The 17,371-nt window shown below is 70.0% G+C and carries 16 protein-coding genes; 6 read left to right on the top strand and 10 right to left on the bottom strand.

Features of this window, described 5'->3' with window-relative positions:
- Positions 1-215 precede the first annotated feature (215 nt).
- The 3 genes from AOK17_RS36690 (at position 216) to AOK17_RS36700 (ending at position 3,920) form a co-directional block, all read left to right on the top strand.
- On the top strand, positions 216-806 hold the full coding sequence (locus AOK17_RS36690) for a TetR/AcrR family transcriptional regulator (protein ID WP_055616928.1): 591 nt from the start codon (positions 216-218) through the stop codon (positions 804-806).
- Between the two features lie 142 nt (positions 807-948).
- A complete protein-coding gene (locus AOK17_RS36695; protein WP_055616929.1) occupies positions 949-3,207 on the top strand; it encodes an MMPL family transporter in 2,259 nt (752 codons plus the stop codon).
- A gap of 158 nt (positions 3,208-3,365) precedes the next feature.
- Positions 3,366-3,920: a cysteine hydrolase family protein gene (locus AOK17_RS36700; RefSeq protein WP_055616930.1), complete on the top strand. Its 555-nt coding sequence runs from the start codon at positions 3,366-3,368 to the stop codon at positions 3,918-3,920.
- 46 nt (positions 3,921-3,966) lie between these two features.
- On the opposite strand, the gene AOK17_RS36705 is transcribed toward AOK17_RS36700, so the two are convergent.
- Complete coding sequence (locus AOK17_RS36705; protein ID WP_055616931.1) at positions 3,967-4,755, bottom strand: class I SAM-dependent methyltransferase; 789 nt, start codon at positions 4,753-4,755, stop codon at positions 3,967-3,969.
- Between the two features lie 216 nt (positions 4,756-4,971).
- Between AOK17_RS36705 and AOK17_RS36710 the strand changes: the two genes are divergently transcribed.
- Together AOK17_RS36710 and AOK17_RS36715 are read left to right on the top strand one after the other, a co-directional pair.
- On the top strand, positions 4,972-5,478 hold the full coding sequence (locus AOK17_RS36710) for a YbaK/EbsC family protein (RefSeq protein ID WP_055616942.1): 507 nt from the start codon (positions 4,972-4,974) through the stop codon (positions 5,476-5,478).
- Positions 5,475-6,320 (top strand): DMT family transporter, encoded by an 846-nt coding sequence (locus AOK17_RS36715; protein WP_055616932.1) that lies wholly within the window; start codon positions 5,475-5,477, stop codon positions 6,318-6,320. Before AOK17_RS36710 ends, AOK17_RS36715 begins: the two co-directional genes overlap by 4 nt.
- Positions 6,321-6,509: 189 nt before the next feature.
- Here AOK17_RS36715 and AOK17_RS36720 read toward each other — a convergent pair whose 3' ends face one another.
- The 7 genes from AOK17_RS36720 to AOK17_RS36750 all read right to left on the bottom strand — a co-directional run bounded on the left by AOK17_RS36720 (position 6,510) and on the right by AOK17_RS36750 (position 13,243).
- Positions 6,510-8,012, bottom strand: a complete 1,503-nt coding sequence (locus tag AOK17_RS36720; protein WP_245697599.1) for an eCIS core domain-containing protein — start codon at positions 8,010-8,012, stop codon at positions 6,510-6,512.
- Between the two features lie 269 nt (positions 8,013-8,281).
- A complete protein-coding gene (locus tag AOK17_RS36725) occupies positions 8,282-9,454 on the bottom strand; it encodes a serine hydrolase domain-containing protein (RefSeq protein WP_055616934.1) in 1,173 nt (390 codons plus the stop codon).
- A gap of 86 nt (positions 9,455-9,540) precedes the next feature.
- Entirely contained in the window at positions 9,541-9,990 is a 450-nt protein-coding gene (locus AOK17_RS36730) for an organic hydroperoxide resistance protein (protein ID WP_055616935.1), read from the bottom strand.
- 114 nt (positions 9,991-10,104) lie between these two features.
- Entirely contained in the window at positions 10,105-10,536 is a 432-nt protein-coding gene (locus AOK17_RS36735; protein ID WP_055616943.1) for a MarR family winged helix-turn-helix transcriptional regulator, read from the bottom strand.
- A 121-nt stretch (positions 10,537-10,657) separates the two neighbouring features.
- Positions 10,658-11,443, bottom strand: coding sequence for an energy-coupling factor ABC transporter ATP-binding protein (locus AOK17_RS36740; RefSeq protein ID WP_055616936.1), 786 nt, complete (start codon positions 11,441-11,443; stop codon positions 10,658-10,660).
- Complete coding sequence (gene cbiQ, locus AOK17_RS36745) at positions 11,431-12,192, bottom strand: cobalt ECF transporter T component CbiQ (protein WP_055616937.1); 762 nt, start codon at positions 12,190-12,192, stop codon at positions 11,431-11,433. The genes AOK17_RS36740 and cbiQ overlap by 13 nt, the downstream gene beginning before the upstream one ends.
- A gap of 1 nt (position 12,193) precedes the next feature.
- On the bottom strand, positions 12,194-13,243 hold the full coding sequence (locus tag AOK17_RS36750) for an energy-coupling factor ABC transporter permease (RefSeq protein WP_055616938.1): 1,050 nt from the start codon (positions 13,241-13,243) through the stop codon (positions 12,194-12,196).
- Positions 13,244-13,421: 178 nt separating this feature from the next.
- Between AOK17_RS36750 and AOK17_RS36755 the strand changes: the two genes are divergently transcribed.
- Positions 13,422-13,763 (top strand): SsgA family sporulation/cell division regulator, encoded by a 342-nt coding sequence (locus AOK17_RS36755; protein WP_055616939.1) that lies wholly within the window; start codon positions 13,422-13,424, stop codon positions 13,761-13,763.
- A gap of 84 nt (positions 13,764-13,847) precedes the next feature.
- On the opposite strand, the gene AOK17_RS36760 is transcribed toward AOK17_RS36755, so the two are convergent.
- Entirely contained in the window at positions 13,848-15,545 is a 1,698-nt protein-coding gene (locus AOK17_RS36760; RefSeq protein WP_055616940.1) for a penicillin-binding transpeptidase domain-containing protein, read from the bottom strand.
- Positions 15,546-15,670: 125 nt separating this feature from the next.
- A complete protein-coding gene (locus AOK17_RS36765) occupies positions 15,671-17,317 on the bottom strand; it encodes a penicillin-binding transpeptidase domain-containing protein (protein WP_055616941.1) in 1,647 nt (548 codons plus the stop codon).
- Positions 17,318-17,371: the final 54 nt, after the last annotated feature.

Below are 17,371 nucleotides of genomic sequence, written 5' to 3' on the forward strand. Positions count from 1 at the left end.
GTGGGGAGGCCGGCGGGAGGCGAATGGGGACGCGAGCGGGGACGCCGGTGGGGACGCGAGCGGGATCGCCGATGGGGGCGCCGGTGAGAGATCGGTGAGAGGCCCGTGAGAAGGCGTGACCCAGCACACGTACGAAACGGTTTCGTTTCGCTTGGTGATGGGGTACCTTCATAGGAGTACGAGACAGTTTCGTTCGAGCGGGAATGGTGAGTGGCATGGCTGAGACAGCAACGACGCGTCGCAGCCGGATCACGCCCGAGCGCGAGGCCGAGCTGTACGAGGCCGTGCTCGACCTGCTCCGGGAGGTCGGTTACGACTCCCTGACCATGGACGCGGTCGCCACCCGCACCCGGTCCAGCAAGGCCACGCTCTACCGCCAGTGGGGCGGCAAGGCCGAACTGGTCGCGAGGGCGATCCGGCATCACAAGCCGGTCGATCTCGCGTCGATCGACACCGGAACCCTGCGAGGCGACTTCCAGGCGCTCACGCACCGCCAGGACGACTGCCAGATGGAACAGGACTCCGCGCTGATGCGGGTCCTCGGTACGGCGGCGCACACGAACCCCGAGCTGCTGGCCGCCCTCCGCGAATGGCTGATCGAGCCGGAGCTCGGGGAGATGCGTCAGGTGGTGCAGCGTGCCGTCGACCGCGGTGAGGTCCGTGCGGACAACCCCGCGATCGACTACGTGCTGCACATGATCATCGGCGCCTTCGTGGCGCGGACGCTGATCGACGAGGAGCCACCGACCCAGGCCTTCGTCGCCTCGTACGTCAACGCTGTGGTGATCCCCGCCCTCAGCGCCTGATCCGTCCCTCGATTCCCGAGCCTCCCGCCCCGAGGCTCAACCCCCTTACGCACGACCCCAGTTGCACCTGACGCGACCGCTCACGTCGTCGGGCCGATGACTCACGCCCTGCCATCACCGACCTGACCGGGAGTACGCCCTCGTGGCCACGTTCCTCTACAACCTCGGCCGACTCGCCTTCCGGCGACGGCATTTCGTCGCACTGATATGGGTGGCGCTGCTGACGCTCGCGGGCGTCGGAGCGGCGAGCGCACCCGCCGCCGGAACCACCTCCTTCTCGATTCCAGGCACCGAGGCGCAGAAGGCCTTCGACCTGCTGGAACAGCGGTTCCCCGGCGCCAGCGCCGACGGAGCCACCGGACGCATCGTCTTCAAGGCGCCCGACGGCCAGAAGATGACGGACGCCGACAACAAGGCGACCGTCGCCAAGACCGTCAAGGAGCTGGGCGGCGGCACCGAAGTCGTCTCCGTCACCGACCCGTTCACGACGAACGCCGTCAGCAAGGACGGATCCGTCGCCTACACGTCGGTGAAGTACAAGGTCCCCGGCATGGAGCTCGCGGACTCGACCCGCGAATCCCTGGAAGCCGCCGGTGACGACGCCCGGGCCGCCGGGCTGACCGTCGACGTCGGAGGCGACGCGCTGGAGGCCGGCGCCGAACCGGGTGCGGTCGGCGAGATCGTCGGCATCGCCATCGCCGCGGTCGTCCTCGTCATCACCCTGGGCTCGATCGTCGCGGCCGGACTGCCGCTGCTGACGGCGATCATCGGCGTGGGCATCGGCGTCTCCACCATCACCGTCCTCGCCAAGGCGCTCGACCTCGGCGACACCACCTCCACGCTCGCCCTGATGATCGGCCTCGCGGTCGGTATCGACTACGCGCTGTTCATCGTCTCCCGCTACCGGAACGAACTGGCCGAGGGCCGCGACCGCGAGGAGGCTGCGGGCCGTGCCACCGGCACCGCCGGCTCGGCTGTCGTCTTCGCGGGGCTCACGGTCGTGATCGCCCTCGCGGGCCTCGCGGTCGTCAACGTCCCGATGCTGACCAAGATGGGCCTCGCGGCGGCGGGCACGGTCGTCATCGCCGTCCTCATCGCGCTGACCATGATCCCGGCGATGCTCGGATACGCGGGCAGGAAGATCCGCCCGGCGGGCGAGAAGCGCAAGTCGTCCAAGGAGCGCAAGTCGTCCAAGGAGCAGACGTCCTCCGACGCCGCCACCTCCCAGAAGCAGGCCAAGCCCAACATGGGCACCCGCTGGGCGAGCTTCGTCATCCGCCGCCCGGTCGCCGTGCTGGTGCTCGGCGTGGTCGGTCTGGGCGCGATCGCCCTGCCCGCCACCCAGCTGGAACTGGGCCTGCCCGACGACGGCTCGCAGCCGACGTCCACCACCCAGCGCCGGGCGTACGACACGCTCTCGGAGGGCTTCGGCCCCGGCTTCAACGGCCCGCTGATGATCGTGGTCGACGCCAAGGACAGCGACGACCCGACGGCAGCCTTCGGTGACGTGGCCGACGGCATCAAGGACCTCAAGGACGTCGTGACGGTCACCCCGCCGGCGCCCAACAAGGCCGGCGACACCGCGACGATCACCGTGATCCCGAACTCCAAGCCGTCCTCGACCCAGACCGAGGACCTGGTCCACGCCATCCGTGACAAGGGTTCCGACTTCAAGGCAGACACGGACGCGGAGGTGCTGGTCACCGGTACCACCGCGATGAACATCGACTTCTCGCAGAAGCTCAACGACGCGCTGGTTCCGTATCTGGCGCTGGTGGTCGGTCTCGCCTTCCTGCTCCTGATCGTGGTCTTCCGCTCCATCCTGGTTCCGCTGAAGGCGGCCCTCGGCTTCCTGCTCAGCGTGCTCGCCGCGCTCGGCGCAGTGGTCGCGGTCTTCCAGTGGGGCTGGTTCTCCGGCCTGATCGGTGTCGAGGAGACCGGCCCGATCATGTCGATGATGCCGATCTTCATGGTGGGTGTGGTCTTCGGTCTCGCGATGGACTACGAGGTGTTCCTCGTGACCCGCATGCGGGAGGCCTTCGTCCACGGAGAGTCGGCGAGCCAGGCCGTGGTGACCGGCTTCCGGCACAGCGCCCGGGTGGTGGTCGCCGCCGCGATCATCATGATGGCCGTCTTCGGAGGCTTCATCAGCTCCAGCGAGTCCATGATCAAGATGATCGGCTTCGGCCTCGCGATCGCCGTCTTCTTCGACGCCTTCGTCGTCCGTATGGCGATCGTCCCGGCGGTCCTCGCACTGCTCGGCAAGAAGGCCTGGTGGCTGCCGAAGTGGCTCGACCGCGCCCTGCCGAACGTCGACGTCGAGGGCGAGGGCCTGCGGGTCCACGACGACCCGGCGAAGGGCTCGGGCTCCGACGAGGACCGGGAGTTGGTACGCGTCTGATGCGCGTCTGACGCGTCGGCTCCTGTGAAGGACCAGCCGGTGAGGGCTCCGTGGGGACGGGCGGCTCTCACCGGCTTTCCGCGTTCCGGCTTCCCTCGTTCGGGCTTCCAGTGTTCGGGCTTCCCGCGTTGTCAGTGGTGCGGTCTAGCGTTGGGGGCATGACGACTCTCTCCGAACGACCCCGTACGGCTCTGATGGTGATCGACGTCCAGAAGGGCGTCGTGGCCGGCGCCCACCAGCGCGACACGGTGGTCGCGAACATCGCCACCCTTGTCGACACGGCACGCGCCCAGGGCGCCCCGGTCGTCTGGGTCCAGCACTCCGACGAGGGCCTGAAGAAGGGCAGCGAGGACTGGGAGTACGTTGCCGAGCTGCCCCGCCGGGAATCCGAACCGCTGGTGCACAAGACGTACGGCGACTCCTTCGAGGGCACCGACCTGGAGGAGGTACTGGCCACGGCCGGCGTCGGACACCTGGTGGTCACCGGCGCCCAGACGGACGCCTGTATCCGCTCCACGATCCACGGCGCGTTCGTACGGGGCTACGACGTGACGCTCGTCGGCGACGCCCACACGACGGAGGACCTGAGCCAGTGGGGTGCCCCGCCGCCCGGGCAGGTCATCGCGCACACGAACCTGTACTGGCAGGAGCAGTCGGCACCGGAGCGCAAGGCCGGGGTGGTGGAGACGAAGGACGTGACGTTCACCGGCTGAGCCAGGGCCTGTCCGACAATCCCTCAGTCCCTGATCCCCTCAGTGCCTAGGGGCGGCGGCCCCGCGTGCTGACCAGCGGCAGGGAGTTGACCACGAACGCCGGGTCCGCCAACAGAGTCTGGAAGCGCTCCAGTTCGGCGTCCGTGAGGCCCTCCGCCCGCAGCCGGTCGGCCATCTGCTGCGCGTTGACCCGGTGCAGGCCGATTCCCGTACCGCCACCCGCCCACGACTCCGCGTACGTCGTTGCCGCGACGTCCGCGAGACCGGCACCCAGCATCGCGCCGGGCACCCGGCGGCCCCACACCGGGTCGAGGCCCGCCTTCTCCAGCTGGACACTGAGGGCGGTGTGGACGCGTTCGAAGAGGGTGGCCGCCTCCTCGTCGGGGGCGGCCAGCACGGGGTTCCAACTGGTGTCGAACTCCTCCAGCACCAGCCAGCCGCCCGGCTTCAGCGCTCCCGCGAGCCGCGCCAGGACGTCCAGCCGCTCCGGCAGGTGCTGCAGCACCAGCCGGGCGTGCACCAGGTCGTAGCCGTCGGCGGGCAGCGGGTCCTGGACGATGTCGTGCCGCAGGAGGCGTACGTGCGGTGGCCGGGGGCGGGACTCGGCCCACCGCAGATCGAGGTCCGTGATGGTGACCTCGCCGTCCGGGCCGACCTGTTCGCCGAGCCAGTCGCCCAGCGAGCCGCCCCCTCCGCCGACCTCCAGGCACCGCCAGCCCCGGGCGAGCCCGGTCAGCTCCACCTGGCGACGGGAGAAGGGGTCGTAGCAGGACTCCAGCGCGAAGAAGCGGCCCTGGGCCTGGTCGGCGCTGTTGTCGAACACATAGCGGGACATGGGGGAGGCCTCTCCTTCACGCACGGCGCTTCTTCGCACACGGCACTTCCTCGCACACGGCGGTTCCATCGTCGCGTTCGCGGCGCCCGACGGCACGGCGGCGGAGCGGGACGGGTGACGTGAACTCGGGGCTTTCGGGTGTGCGCCCCGGCCGGGGAGTGCGCCGCCGTGGAACTCGTTCGCATGTCCCGTACACCCACCGCTAGCGTGCCGTGCATGACGACGAGCGCAGCTGATGAGTCCGGAGCACACCCCCGTTTCGCCGAAGCCCTGAGCGAGCTGGGTCTCGACGATCTGCACCCGCGGATCCGCCGCTTCCCGGACGGCGCCCGTACCGCCGTCGAGGCCGCCGAGGCCGTCGGGTGCGAGCTGAGCCAGATCTGCAAGTCGCTGATCTTCGCGGCGGACGGCGTGCCGGTCCTGGTGCTGATGGACGGATCGTCCCGGGTGGACGTCGAGCTCGTCCGCCTGGAGCTGGGCGCCGAGAAGGTCACCCGGGCCAGGGCGGAGCTGGTCAGGGAGACCACGGGGTACGCGATCGGTGGCGTACCGCCCTTCGGGCACCGCACCAGGACCCGTGTCCTGGCGGACCGTTCGCTGCTGGACCACGACACGGTGTGGGCCGCCGCGGGCACCCCGCACACCGTGTTCCCCATGGACCCGAAGACCCTGATCGCCCACGCGGGCGCCACGCTGGTGGACGTCCGCGAGCAGACCGCGTGACCCCACTGGTCACCGCCGCCGTCCTGCTCGCCGCGGTCACGCACGCGAGCTGGAACGCCATCGCCCACCAGATCACCGACAAGCTCGTCGGCTTCACGCTGATCGCGGGCGGCGGGATGCTGATCGGGCTGGCGATGGTGCCCTTCGTGCCGTTCCCGGCGGCGGGGGCGTGGCCGTATCTGATCGCCTCGGCGGTCATCCACGTCGTGTACTACGTGCTGCTGATGAAGTCCTTCCGGCTCGGCGACTTCGGCCAGGCGTACCCGATCGCGCGCGGCACCGCCCCGCTGGTCGTGACCGCGCTGGCCGCCGTCTTCGCCCACGAGGTTCCTGACGGGTGGGCGGCGTCCGGCATCGCGGTGTCCTGCGCCGGGCTGACCGGCGTCGCGCTGTGGGGCCTGCGGGGGCGCCGGCCCAACTGGGCCGCGATCGGCGCCGCACTGGCGACGGGTCTGTCCATCGCCGCGTACACGGTCGTGGACGGCCTCGGCGTACGCGCCTCCGGCTCCTCCCTCTCCTACATCGCCTGGCTGATGGCGGTGGAGGGCGTGGCGGTCCCGGCGTACGCCCTGTACCGCTGGCGCGGCGACCTGCTCACCGTCCTACGCCCCTTCGCCGCCGTCGGCCTACTCGGCGCCGCCCTCTCCGTCGCCGCCTACGGCCTGGTCCTCTGGGCCCAGACCAAGGCGGAACTGGCCCCTATCGCGGCCCTCCGGGAGTCGTCGATCATCGTCGGCGCGGCCATAGGAGCGGTCTTCTTCAAGGAACGCTTCGGCGCGCCGCGCATCGCTGCCGCGGGGTTGCTGGTCGTGGGCATCGGCCTGATGCTGCACGCGAGTTAGGGCATCCGCGACGGGGTGGTCCTCGTGGTACATCCACACACACGTGCAACTGACCCGCCCGCCCCCGCCCCCTGGCCGGACCACATGAACCTCGGTCTCCAGGGTGGCGGGGATCAACGCGCTCCGGCACCCAGGCCGCACCCGCACATCGCCGCCTCCGCCGCTACGCCTCCTACGACCTTGAAAGATCTACGACCCCGAAAGGTCGACCTGCCACGTGGCGTCTCCCGCTGCCTGGTGCACGACATGGGCCGACTCGGTCGGATTCTCGGGGTCGAAGTGCGATGTCACCGTGTGCGTCATGGTGGGGCTGGTCCATACGGGCGTCGCGTTCCTGTAGTTCTGCCCGGTATTCTTGGCGACCTTCCAACGGAAGTTGACCCGGTAGTTTATCAAAAAGTACCCCGGGGACATGTGTACAGGAGGGGTGAAACCAGGCGAGTCGAAGAAGGAAATGGCCTGAGCCCCGTTGGTGATGCTCCAGTCGTCGTAGTTCGGATGATAGGGGCCGTCCGTTTCCCAGTTACGCGATCGACGCCGGGGCCGCTTGACCTTGCCCTCGATGATCTGCTCGTGCGAGTCGCTGACCTCCTGCCAGAAGTGGTAGTTGGCTGCGACGCTCGACCTCGCGTTCGCGGGATTGTGCAAGGTGGCGGTCTGCTGGAATCCTATGCTCGTGTCGAAGTCGAGATTCTGGACATCATCGCCGGTGTATTGAGAAGTGAATGACAGGATCGGCCTGTCCAGATCTGCCTCAGGACGCTCGCTGCCGCGAGTCTTCCGGCGCTCGCGCGGCGGACTCTCTCCCTTTTCCCGGTCTGCTTTCCGCTTTCCCGAGCTTTTGGAGCTTTTCGAACTCTCCTCTTTTGTCCTGGCCCGCTGCACAACATCCAGGGATCCGGACTCCGCGCTCCCCTGCTGCGACGCCGACCGCTGCACCGCATCAAGGGGCCCGGACTCCGAGTCTTCGTTCCCCGGCGCCGACTGAACGGGCACAGGGCCGGCCATGACCTCGTTCGAGGAGGCCTCGGCCTCGCGCTCGTGGTGGTCGTGCTTGTCGCTCATGGTCAGCCCGCCCCCGGTCGGCGTCCCCGCGACCGGGCCCTCACGCTGCTGAAGTACGTGCTTGAGCTCGTGCGCCAGGGTCTTCTTGTCGAAACCGTCCTTCCCTCGCACGATGTTCTCGCCCGAGGTGTACGCACGCGCCCCGATCTCGGCCGCCGAACGCTGCGCCTTCGCGTCGTCGTGCACCCGCACCGTGGAGAAGTCCACGCCGCCGTGCCGTGCCTGCATCTCGCCGAGCGTCGGCGCGTCCAGCGGGCGTCCCGGAGAGTTCAGCACCTCACGCACGTTGTGGGCCTGACGCTGCTCCTCGGCCTCATCGCGGTCCTCGGGTGCGCGCACCCGACGCTGCACGTTGAGAGAGGCCACGGCTCCGGGTGCCGACCCCGGCACCCCCGCATCCACGGGGTGACCACACGACGAACCATGACTGTGCCGCTCGTTCGCCAGCATCTGGACGACGGCGGCGTTGCCCACGGACCGTTGCAACGCCAGCATCGACGCCGGGTTCCGGGCGGTCGCTTCCGCGCCGATCGCTGTGTGGGGCGCTGTGACGGGCGAGGCGGTGGACTTGGCACGCGAGACGAGCTGCCGCCCCCTGGCACCGCCCGGCAGAGTGTCCTTGTTCAACTTCTCTTCGTGGCCGTGCAAAAGAGATCCTCTCCCTCACGGAAGGCGCTGGGCAGGAGCTGACTCACCAGCACATCCCAGTGGGACCGACAGGCGGAAGGACCCTGAGGGCATCGATGGATGCACAGCTGTTGCCCCAGAAGCCCGCCACTGCGAGGAAAAGGTCGGGGACCGGGTGGGCCGGGATCGCATGGGCGGGGCCGGCATGCCTCGGCCCATGCAGGTCATGCGACTCCTGCGGGCCATGTGCGCCATGCGGGCCGAAATGCTCAGGCCGGCAGGGCTGCCCGCAGCGCCCGCACCAGTGCCTGCGCCCGCGCATCCGCCGTCACCGTCTTGCTGAAGCCGTTCGTGACATAGCCGAAGGCGATGCCCGACTCGGGGTCGGCGAAGCCCAGGGAGCCGCCGCGGCCCGGGTGGCCGAAGGAACCGGCGTCGAGGAAGGGCGAGGCGGAGCCGTGGAGCATGTAGCCGAGGCCGAAGCGGGTGTTGATCACCAGCACCCGGTCCGGCCCCGCCGACTCCTCGGCCCGGGCCGCCGCCAGCGTCCCGGGCGTGAACAGCCGCGGCCCGCCGCCCACTTCACCCACCAGGGACGCGTAGAAGCGGGCCAGTCCCTCCGCCGTGGCGATCCCGTTCGTCGCGGGAAGCGAGGCCGCCCGGTACGCCGGGTCGTTCTGGTCGGGGAACGGCGTGATCGCGGCGAAGGCCCGACGGGTCAGGGAGGCCGGATCGTCGTACGCCTCGGTGACCGACCGCTTCGGACGGGACCGCAGCCCCCCGGCGTTCCCCGGCGCCTCCACCCGGCCGGACCGGCCCACCCGGCCCGCCTCCGCGGCGGGCAGCCCGACCCACAGGTCCGCGCCCACCGGCCCGGCGATCTCCTCGGCGATCCAGTCACCGACGCCACGGCCGGTGACGCGCCGCACCAGCTCGTCGAGCAGCCAGCCGTACGTCAGCGCGTGGTAGCCGTGATCGGTGCCCGGCTCCCACACGAGGGCCTGGCGCGCGACCGCCTCGGCACCGCGCAGGGGGTCCAGCGCCTCCTCGGGAGTCAGCGGCCGGTCCAGGACGGGCAGTCCGGCCCGGTGCGACAGCACGTGCCGCACCAGCACCCGCTCCTTGCCCACCGCCTTGAACTCGGGCCAGTACTCGCCCACCGGAGCGTCCAGGTCCAACAGCCCGCGCTGGTGCAGCAGAAGGAGCGCAGCCGCGGCGACGCCCTTGGTCGCCGAGCGCACGATCTGGGCGGTGCCACGCTCCCAGGGCGCCGAGTCCGCCGTACCGTCGACGTCCTTCGTGCCGGCCCACAGGTCCACGACCCGGCGCCCGTCCCGGTACACGGCGACGGCCGCACCCCGCTCCCCGAGCACCTCGAAGTTCCGTACGAACGCTTCCCTGACCGGCTCGAAGCCCTCGGCCACAGTGCCGTTCACGTCCACGTCCGTGCTCCGTTCTGTTCGCTCCACAGCCAGTGGGTGCAACATCCACCCACCGCCCGCGATTCCTGAGCACCGCCGGACAGGCCCTAGCCCAGCAGAATCGTGACCTCGATGTTGCCGCGTGTCGCGTTCGAGTACGGGCAGACCTGGTGGGCGGCGTCCACGATCCTCGACGCGACCTCCTGGTCGAGGATCGGCAGCGAGACGCTCAGGGCGACCGCGAGGCCGTAGCCGCGCTGCTTGTTGGGGCCGATTCCGACCTTCGCCGCGACCGTCGAACCGGACAGGTCGAAGCCCTCGCGACGCCCGACCAGGACGAGCGCGTTGTGGAAGCAGGAGCTGAAACCGGCCGCGAAGAGCTGCTCCGGGTTGGTGCCGTCACCGTCGCCGCCAAGGGCCGGCGGCATCGCGACCTTCAGCTCCAGCTGGCCGTCCTGGCTGGTCACATACCCCTCGCGGCCCCCGTGTGCCGTGGCCTCGGCCACGTACATGATCTTCGTGGGACGGCTGTCGAGGTCAACAGCGGCGTCGGTCATGGATCGCCTCACCCCCAGGCACGCGAGAACGCGGAATCAGAGTGCAGAAACAGAGCACGGAAACAGAGTGCACAAACACATCGCACACAATGTATCCACCGATCCGGCCACTTATTACTTGGGGGTAGAAACCGCCGGTAACATCGAGGTCAGCCGCCGGAGGTCCGCGCGCAGCCGCTCCACCTCGTCCGCCGTCAGCCGCGTGCCGGCCAGCAGTGCCGACGGCACGCACTCCGCGCGCTCGCGCAGTTCCCCGCCCCGCCCGGTGACCGCGACCAGCACCGACCGCTCGTCCAGCGCGGAGCGCTCCCGGCGGACGAGACCGGCCGACTCCAGGCGTTTGAGCAGCGGCGACATGGTCCCGTAGTCGAGGCGCAGGGTCCCGGCCAGCTCCTTGACGGTGAGCTCGCCGCGTTCCCAGAGGACGAGCATGACCAGGTACTGCGGATAGGTGAGCCCGAGCGCTTCGAGGAGCGGACGGTACGCGCCGGTCACGGCACGCTGGGCCGCGTACAGCGCGAAGCACAACTGGTCGTCGAGCAGCAGTGAACCGGCCGGCGCGCCCTCCGCGCCTTCGCCGGGCGAACCCGCCGTCGGAACCTCTTCGAGCGAACCTTCTTCGAGCGAACCCTCTTCGTTCGTCACGCGCCCATTGTCATGCCCAATGTCACGCGCCCATGGTCACGGAGCGCGGGTCGAAGCCGAACGGCAACTCAAGGCGGTGCTCCCGCATCAGTCCGTCGTCCGACAGGAGCTCGCCGGTCCTGCCGTCCGCCGCGATCACGCCGTCGCTGAGGATCAGGGCACGCGGGCACAGTTCGAGGGCGTACGGCAGATCGTGCGTGACCATCAGCACGGTCACGTCCAACGACCGCAGGATGTCGGCGAGTTCGCGCCGCGAGGCGGGGTCGAGGTTGGACGACGGCTCGTCGAGGACCAGGATCTCCGGCTCCATCGCGAGGACGGTCGCGACCGCCACCCGGCGCCGCTGGCCGAAGGAGAGGTGGTGCGGCGGACGGTCGGCGAAGGCCTCCATCCCGACCCGCTCCAGCGCGGTGCGCACCCGCGCCTCCAGCTCGGGCCCCTTGAGCCCGGCGGCGGCGGGCCCGAAGGCCACGTCCTCGCGCACGCTCGGCATGAACAGCTGGTCGTCCGGGTCCTGGAAGACGATGCCGACCTTCCGCCGGATCTCCGCCATGTGCTTGCGGCCGACGGGCAGCCCGGCCACCGTCACGGTCCCGGCGCCGCCGGTCAGGATGCCGTTGAGGTGCAGCACGAGGGTCGTCTTGCCGGCCCCGTTCGGCCCGAGCAGCGCCACGCGCTCACCCCGGCCGACGGTGAAGTCGACGCCGAAGAGGGCCTGGTGCCCGTCGGGGTAGGCGAAAGCGAGTCCGGAGACTTCAAGCGAAGGTGCGGTCACAGGGGTCACGGAGGAGGTGGTCACAGGGTCCATCCCAACAGACACACGACGAGGGCGGCGGACGGCAGGGCGAGCGCGTACGACCACTGCGCCCGGGACGCGGTCACCTCGTCGATGACCGGCATCGAACCGGCGTACCCCCGGCTGACCATGGCGAGATGCACCCGCTCCCCGCGTTCGTACGAGCGGATGAAGAGCGCGCCCGCGGACTTGGCGAGGACGCCCCAGGACCGGACACCGCGGGCCTCGAAGCCGCGCGACTCCCGCGCGATCTTCATGCGCCGCATCTCGTCCGCGATGACGTCCCCGTAGCGGATCATGAAGGACGCGATCTGTACGAGGAGGGGCGGGAGCTTCAACCGCTGCAGCCCCAGCAGCAGTTCGCGCAGTTCGGTCGTCGAGGCGAGTAGCACGGACGCGGCGACGCCGAGCGTGCCCTTGGCCAGCACGTTCCAGGCGCCCCACAGCCCGTTCACGCTCAACGACAGGCCGAGTACGTCGACCCGCTCGCCCTGTGCCACGAACGGCATCAGCACGGCGAAGGCCACGAACGGCACCTCGATCAGCAGCCGCTTCAGCAGGAAGCCGGCCGGGACGCGGGCCGCGTACGCCACGGTCGCCAGCAGCAGCGCGTACAGCCCGAAGGCCCACATCGCCTCGCGCGGGGTCGACACGACGACCAGCACGAAGGCGAAGACGGCGGCGAGCTTGGTGTGCGGCGGCAGGGCGTGCACGGGTGAGTGTCCGTGCCGGTAGAGCCGGTGCGCGTGTCCTGCGCCCATGTCAGACGGATTCCCCGACCTGCGAGGGCGAGGTCTCGGACGTACGACGCTTGCGTACGGCCCAGAAGACGCCCGTGCCCGCGACGACGGTGACGCCCACGCCGATCACGCCCGCGAGGCCGCCGGAGATCCGGGAGTTCGTGAGGCCCTCGACGCCGTAGTCGGCGAGCGGGGAGTCGGCGGCGGCGTGGTCCTCGACCTTGGCGTCGATGCCCTTGTCGGCGGCGACCTTCTCCAGGCCGTCGGGGTTCGCGGATGCGTAGAAGCTGACGAAGCCCGCGAGGACGAGGGACGCGGCGAGGCCCGCCAGCCACACCGGGCGGTGGGACCGCGCGGCGACCGGCACGGGCTCGGCGGCGGGCGTGTCCACCAGCTCCCCGCCGACGCGCAGCTTCAGCGGCGCGGTCAGACCACGGGCCCCGTACACGAGGTCCGGTCGTACGGCGATGACGGCGCCGACCGTGAGCGCGGTGATCGCGGCCTCGCCGATGCCGATCAGGACGTGGACGCCGACCATCGCGGTGAGGACCTGCCCGATCGGGACGTCCGTGGTGCCGCCGATCGCGTACACGAGAGTGAAGGCCGCGGCGGCGGCCGGCACGGAGAGCACGGCGGCGACGAACGCCGAGACGGTAATGGACCGGCGCTTCCTGGGCAGGAGTTTCACAAGGCCGCGGAAGACGGTGTACGCCACGACCGTCGTGACCACCGCCATGACGGTGATGTTCACACCGAGCGCGGTGAGCCCGCCGTCGGCGAAGAGGATGCCCTGCATGAGGAGCACGACCGAGACACAGAGGACCCCGGTGAAGGGGCCCACGAGTATCGCGGCCAGCGCACCTCCGAGCAGATGTCCGCTGGTCCCGGCAGCGACCGGGAAGTTGAGCATCTGCACGGCGAAGATGAAGGCGGCGACGAGACCCGCGAGCGGTGCGGTGCGCTCGTCCAGTTCGCGCCGCGCGCCGCGCAGGCTCACGGCGACCGCCGCCGCGGCGACCACTCCGGTGGCCACCGAGACGGGTGCGTTGATGAAACCGTCGGGGACGTGCATGAGGGCTCCGCTTCCGGGGGCAGGCCGGCTGTCTATAACCGTTCGATGATAGTGGCTTAATGCGAACAGCTTGCAAGAGCGAGGTGACCTCGAATAATCCAGAAGCGCATTCCGGAAAATATGCGACATTGGAGAGGAAGCAGCTCAAACACGGAGCAGCTCACAGAGGGAGCGATCGATGTCCGCCGTCGAGCAGTACGCGCGCGCCCACATCGTGACGGACGCGGCGCAGGATCCGCCCGCCGTCCCGGTGGCCCTTCGATACGACCCCGAGGCCGACCCCCGACGGGTGCACATCATGCTGCCCGGCCATCACGAGTGGGTCTTCGCCCGCGACCTCCTCGAACAGGGGCTACGGGCTCCGGCCGCCGCCGGTGACGTACGCATCTGGCCGTGCGGGCGGGTCCAGGCCGTCATGGAGTTCCACTCGCCGAAGGGAGTGGACGTCGTGCAGTTCGAATCGAAGACGCTGATCCGCTTCCTGCGGCGTACGTACACGGCCACGCCGGTCAGCAGCTGACGGGCGCCTCCGCCGGGCGCGCCCCGAGCCCTGATAGGGCGCGGGCTCCCGAGTCCCTATGGGGCGCGGCCCCGGTCGCGGGTCTCAGCTGCCCGCCTTCAGCAGTGCCGCCACGATCGGGCCGGCCGTCTCGCCGCCGTGGCCGCCCTGCTGGACGACGCCCGCAGCCGCGAGGTCGCCCTTCCAGGCGGTGAACCAGCCGTTGGGCTTCTTCTGGCCGTCGACCTCCGCGGAGCCGGTCTTGGCGCCGAAGTCCGGGCCGAGACCGGCCATGGCCTCGGCCGCCGTGCCGGCCGCCGCCGTGTACTGGAGCAGCTCCTTGAGCTGGGCCTGCGTGCCGGAGGACAGCGAGCGGGACGCCTTCGCGAGGGTGCGCTTGTCGACCGTCGGGGCCACCAGGTAGGGCTGGTGGAACGTGCCCGTCTTGGCGGTGGCGACGACCGAGGCCATGTTCAGCGGGTTCATCCGGACCCCGCCCTGACCGAGCAGCGAGGCCGCCATCTGGGCCTGCGACTGGACCGGCACCGAGCCGTCGAAGGTCGGCACCCCGATGGCCCAGTTGTCCATGCCGAGCCCGAACACCTGCTGGGCCTGCTTGGTCAGGTCGTCGTCGCTCAGCTTCTTGGCCTGACTGATGAAGGCCGTGTTGCAGGAGCGCGCGAAGCTCGCCTTGAACGTGCCGCCCTTGATCTCGAACTTGTCGTCGTTCTGGAACTTCCAGCCGCCGTACGTCGAGTACTTGGGGCAGGGGTGTTGCTTGTCCGCCGAGGCGAGCCCCTTGTCGATGAGCAGCGACGCCGTGATGATCTTCATCGTCGAGCCGGGGGCCAGGGAGCCCTGGAAGGCGGTGTTGAAGCCGTGTCCGGCGTTCGCGACGGCCAGGATCTCGCCGGTGGACGGCCGGATGACGACGGCCGAGGACTTGGCCTTCTTGGCCACCTGCTGCTCGGCGGTCGCCTGGAGGCCCGGGCTGAGCGTCGTACGGACCGTGCCCGGGGTGCCCTTGCTCAGCTCCACCAGTGTCTTGTCGGGGGTCTCGTCGGAGGAGGTCTTGGCGGAGCCCTTGGCGTCCTTCGACTCGGACTCGGCGCGGATCACCCGCAGCTCGATGCCCGCCTTGCCGCCCGCCGTCTTGCCGAACTTCTCCCGCAGGCCGTCGAGGACCGTGCCGAGCGAGGGGTACTTGGCGGTGGTCAGCTCGCCGCCGTCCCGGTCGAGCGCCTTCACCGGCGGCGTCCCGGCCTCCCCGGTGACCAGCTTGTCGCCGTCCTTCAGGTCCGGGTGCACGACCTTGGAGTGCCAGTCGACCAGCGGCTTGCCGTCCTTGGCGCGACGGACGACGGTGAGCTCGGACTCGTACGCGAGGGGCTTGGTCAGGCCGCCCTTGTACGCGACCGTGCCCTTGACCGAGAACGGGACGGCGTCACCGGAGCGCTTCTTGGCGGTGAGCGTCACATCCTTGATGTACGCCTCCTTGCCGTAGCCGGTGAGGAGCGTGCGGGCCGCCGCCGTGTCGTTCGTGGCCGCCGCGGCGGTCGTGACGTCACCGCTCTGCCAAGCCGTGAGGAACGCCGTCGCCGTCGACTTCACCTCCGTCGCCGACAGCGGGCCCTTCTTCACGGGCTTCGCGTCGGAGGACGAGCTCGAGTCGTCGGCCGCGGCCCCACCCCCGTACAGGGCGTAGACGCCGAACCCCGCGCCGCCCACGACAACGGCGATCATCCCGCCGATGACGGCGGGTTTCGTCCTGCCACGCTCAGGCGCGCGCCTTCTGTTCCCCACGGCTTCCGTTCCTTCGCTGCTTCCCCGGATACCTCACGGTCCCCTACAAGAACGAGAGTCACCACCCTAGAGTCCCGCCCTGTGAGGGTGAGTTCGGACACCTGTGGAACGGCGTCCTCCCGGGCTCAGCCCCCCGCCCGCAGGACCTGGGCCACGATCGGGCCGGCCGCGTCGCCGCCGTGGCCGCCCTGCTGCACCATGGCCGCGGCGGCGATGTCGTTCCGGAAGCCGGTGAACCAGCTGTCGGACGTCTCCTTGCCGTCGACCTCGGCGGAGCCGGTCTTGGCGCCGATGTCGCCGCCGAGTCCGGACATGGCTTGTGTGGCGGTGCCACCGGGTGCGGTCGCGGTGAGCCGCATCATCTGCTTCAGCTGGGCGGCGGTGCCGCTCGGCAGGCCGCGCGCGGTGGCCAGTTGGCGGTTGTCGAGCTTCGGCGACACGACGACCGGCTGCCGGAACGTGCCCGTGATCGCGGTCGCCGTGACCGACGCCATGTTCAGCGGGTTCATCTGGACCTGGCCCTGGCCGATTGCGTTGGCCGCGCGGTAGGGGCCGGGGGACGCGGGGACGCTGCCGTCGAAGGAGACGATCCCGGTCTTCCAGTTGTCCTTGCCCAGGCCGAACCGCTCCTGGGCCTCCGTCGTGAGCGACTCGTCCGTGAGGGGCTTCTCGTCGGTGCCGTCGATGAGCTTCACGAAAGCCGTGTTGCACGAGCGCATGAAACTGTTGGCGAGCGTGGCGCCCTCGTTGGGCTCCATGCCCTTGAGGTTGGGGAACTTCGTACTCATCCAGACGGCGTCGGGCGGACAGGGCGCCGGGCTGTTCATCGAGGTCACGCCGTTGTCGATGAACATCGCCGCGGTGATGATCTTCATCGTGGAGCCGGGTGCGACCTTGCCCTCGAACGCCGCGTTGAACCCGTCCTCGCGGTGGTTCGCGATCGCCAGCACCTCCCCGGTGCTCGGCTTCACGGCGACCACCGACGACTCCGCGAACCGCTTGACCGCCTTCTCCGCCGCCGCCTGCGCGCCCGCGCTGAAGGTGGTGCGCAGCTTGCCCGCCTCGCCCTTGGCGAGGGTCACCAGCGAGGTGTCTCCCGCCTCCTCGCTCTCGTGCCGGATCGAGAGCTCGACGCCGGGCGTGCCGCCGGCCTTGTCGCCGTACTTGTCGCGCAGCGAGTCCAGAACCGGCCCGAGGGACGGGTACTTCTCCTTGGTCAGGACGACGCCGTTCCGGTCCACGGCCTCGATGGGCGGGCTCGCGGCCTCGCCCGTGACCAGGGTGTCGCCGGTCTTCAGCTCCGGGTGCACGACGGACGGCTGCCAGTCGACCAGCGCCCGGCCCGTGGTCTTCCCGCGCACGACGGTCAGTTCGCTCTCGTACGCGAGGGGCTTGCGCTTCCCCTCGTACGACACCGTCGCCGACACCGAGAAGGGCACGGTCGTGCCCGCCGGCGTACCGGGCGTGATCTTCACCTTGGTGATGTGCGCCTGGCCGCCGTAGGCGACCAGCAGGGGCCTGGCGGCCTGCGCGTTGTTCGTCTCCGCCGCGGCCGTGGCCGCGGCGCCCTTCTTCCAGGCCGCGAAGAACGCCTTGCTGGTCTCCTCGACCTCGTCCGCCGACGGCGGCCCGGTCTTCTTCTCCGCCGTGGTCCCGGCCGACCCGCCGTCGCCGCTGACCGCACTGACTATGTTGTACGCGCCGTACCCGGCGCCCCCCACCATCACAGCGAACACCCCGCCCACAATGGCGGCCTTGGCCCCGTTGCGCATCGCGCGTCCCCTCCCCGTTCCCCGTCCCCGTGAACCTTTCTGAACGCGTTCAGA

The sequence above is a fragment of the Streptomyces phaeochromogenes genome (assembly GCF_001418655.1).
Taxonomy (GTDB): Bacteria; Actinomycetota; Actinomycetes; order Streptomycetales; family Streptomycetaceae; genus Streptomyces; species Streptomyces phaeochromogenes.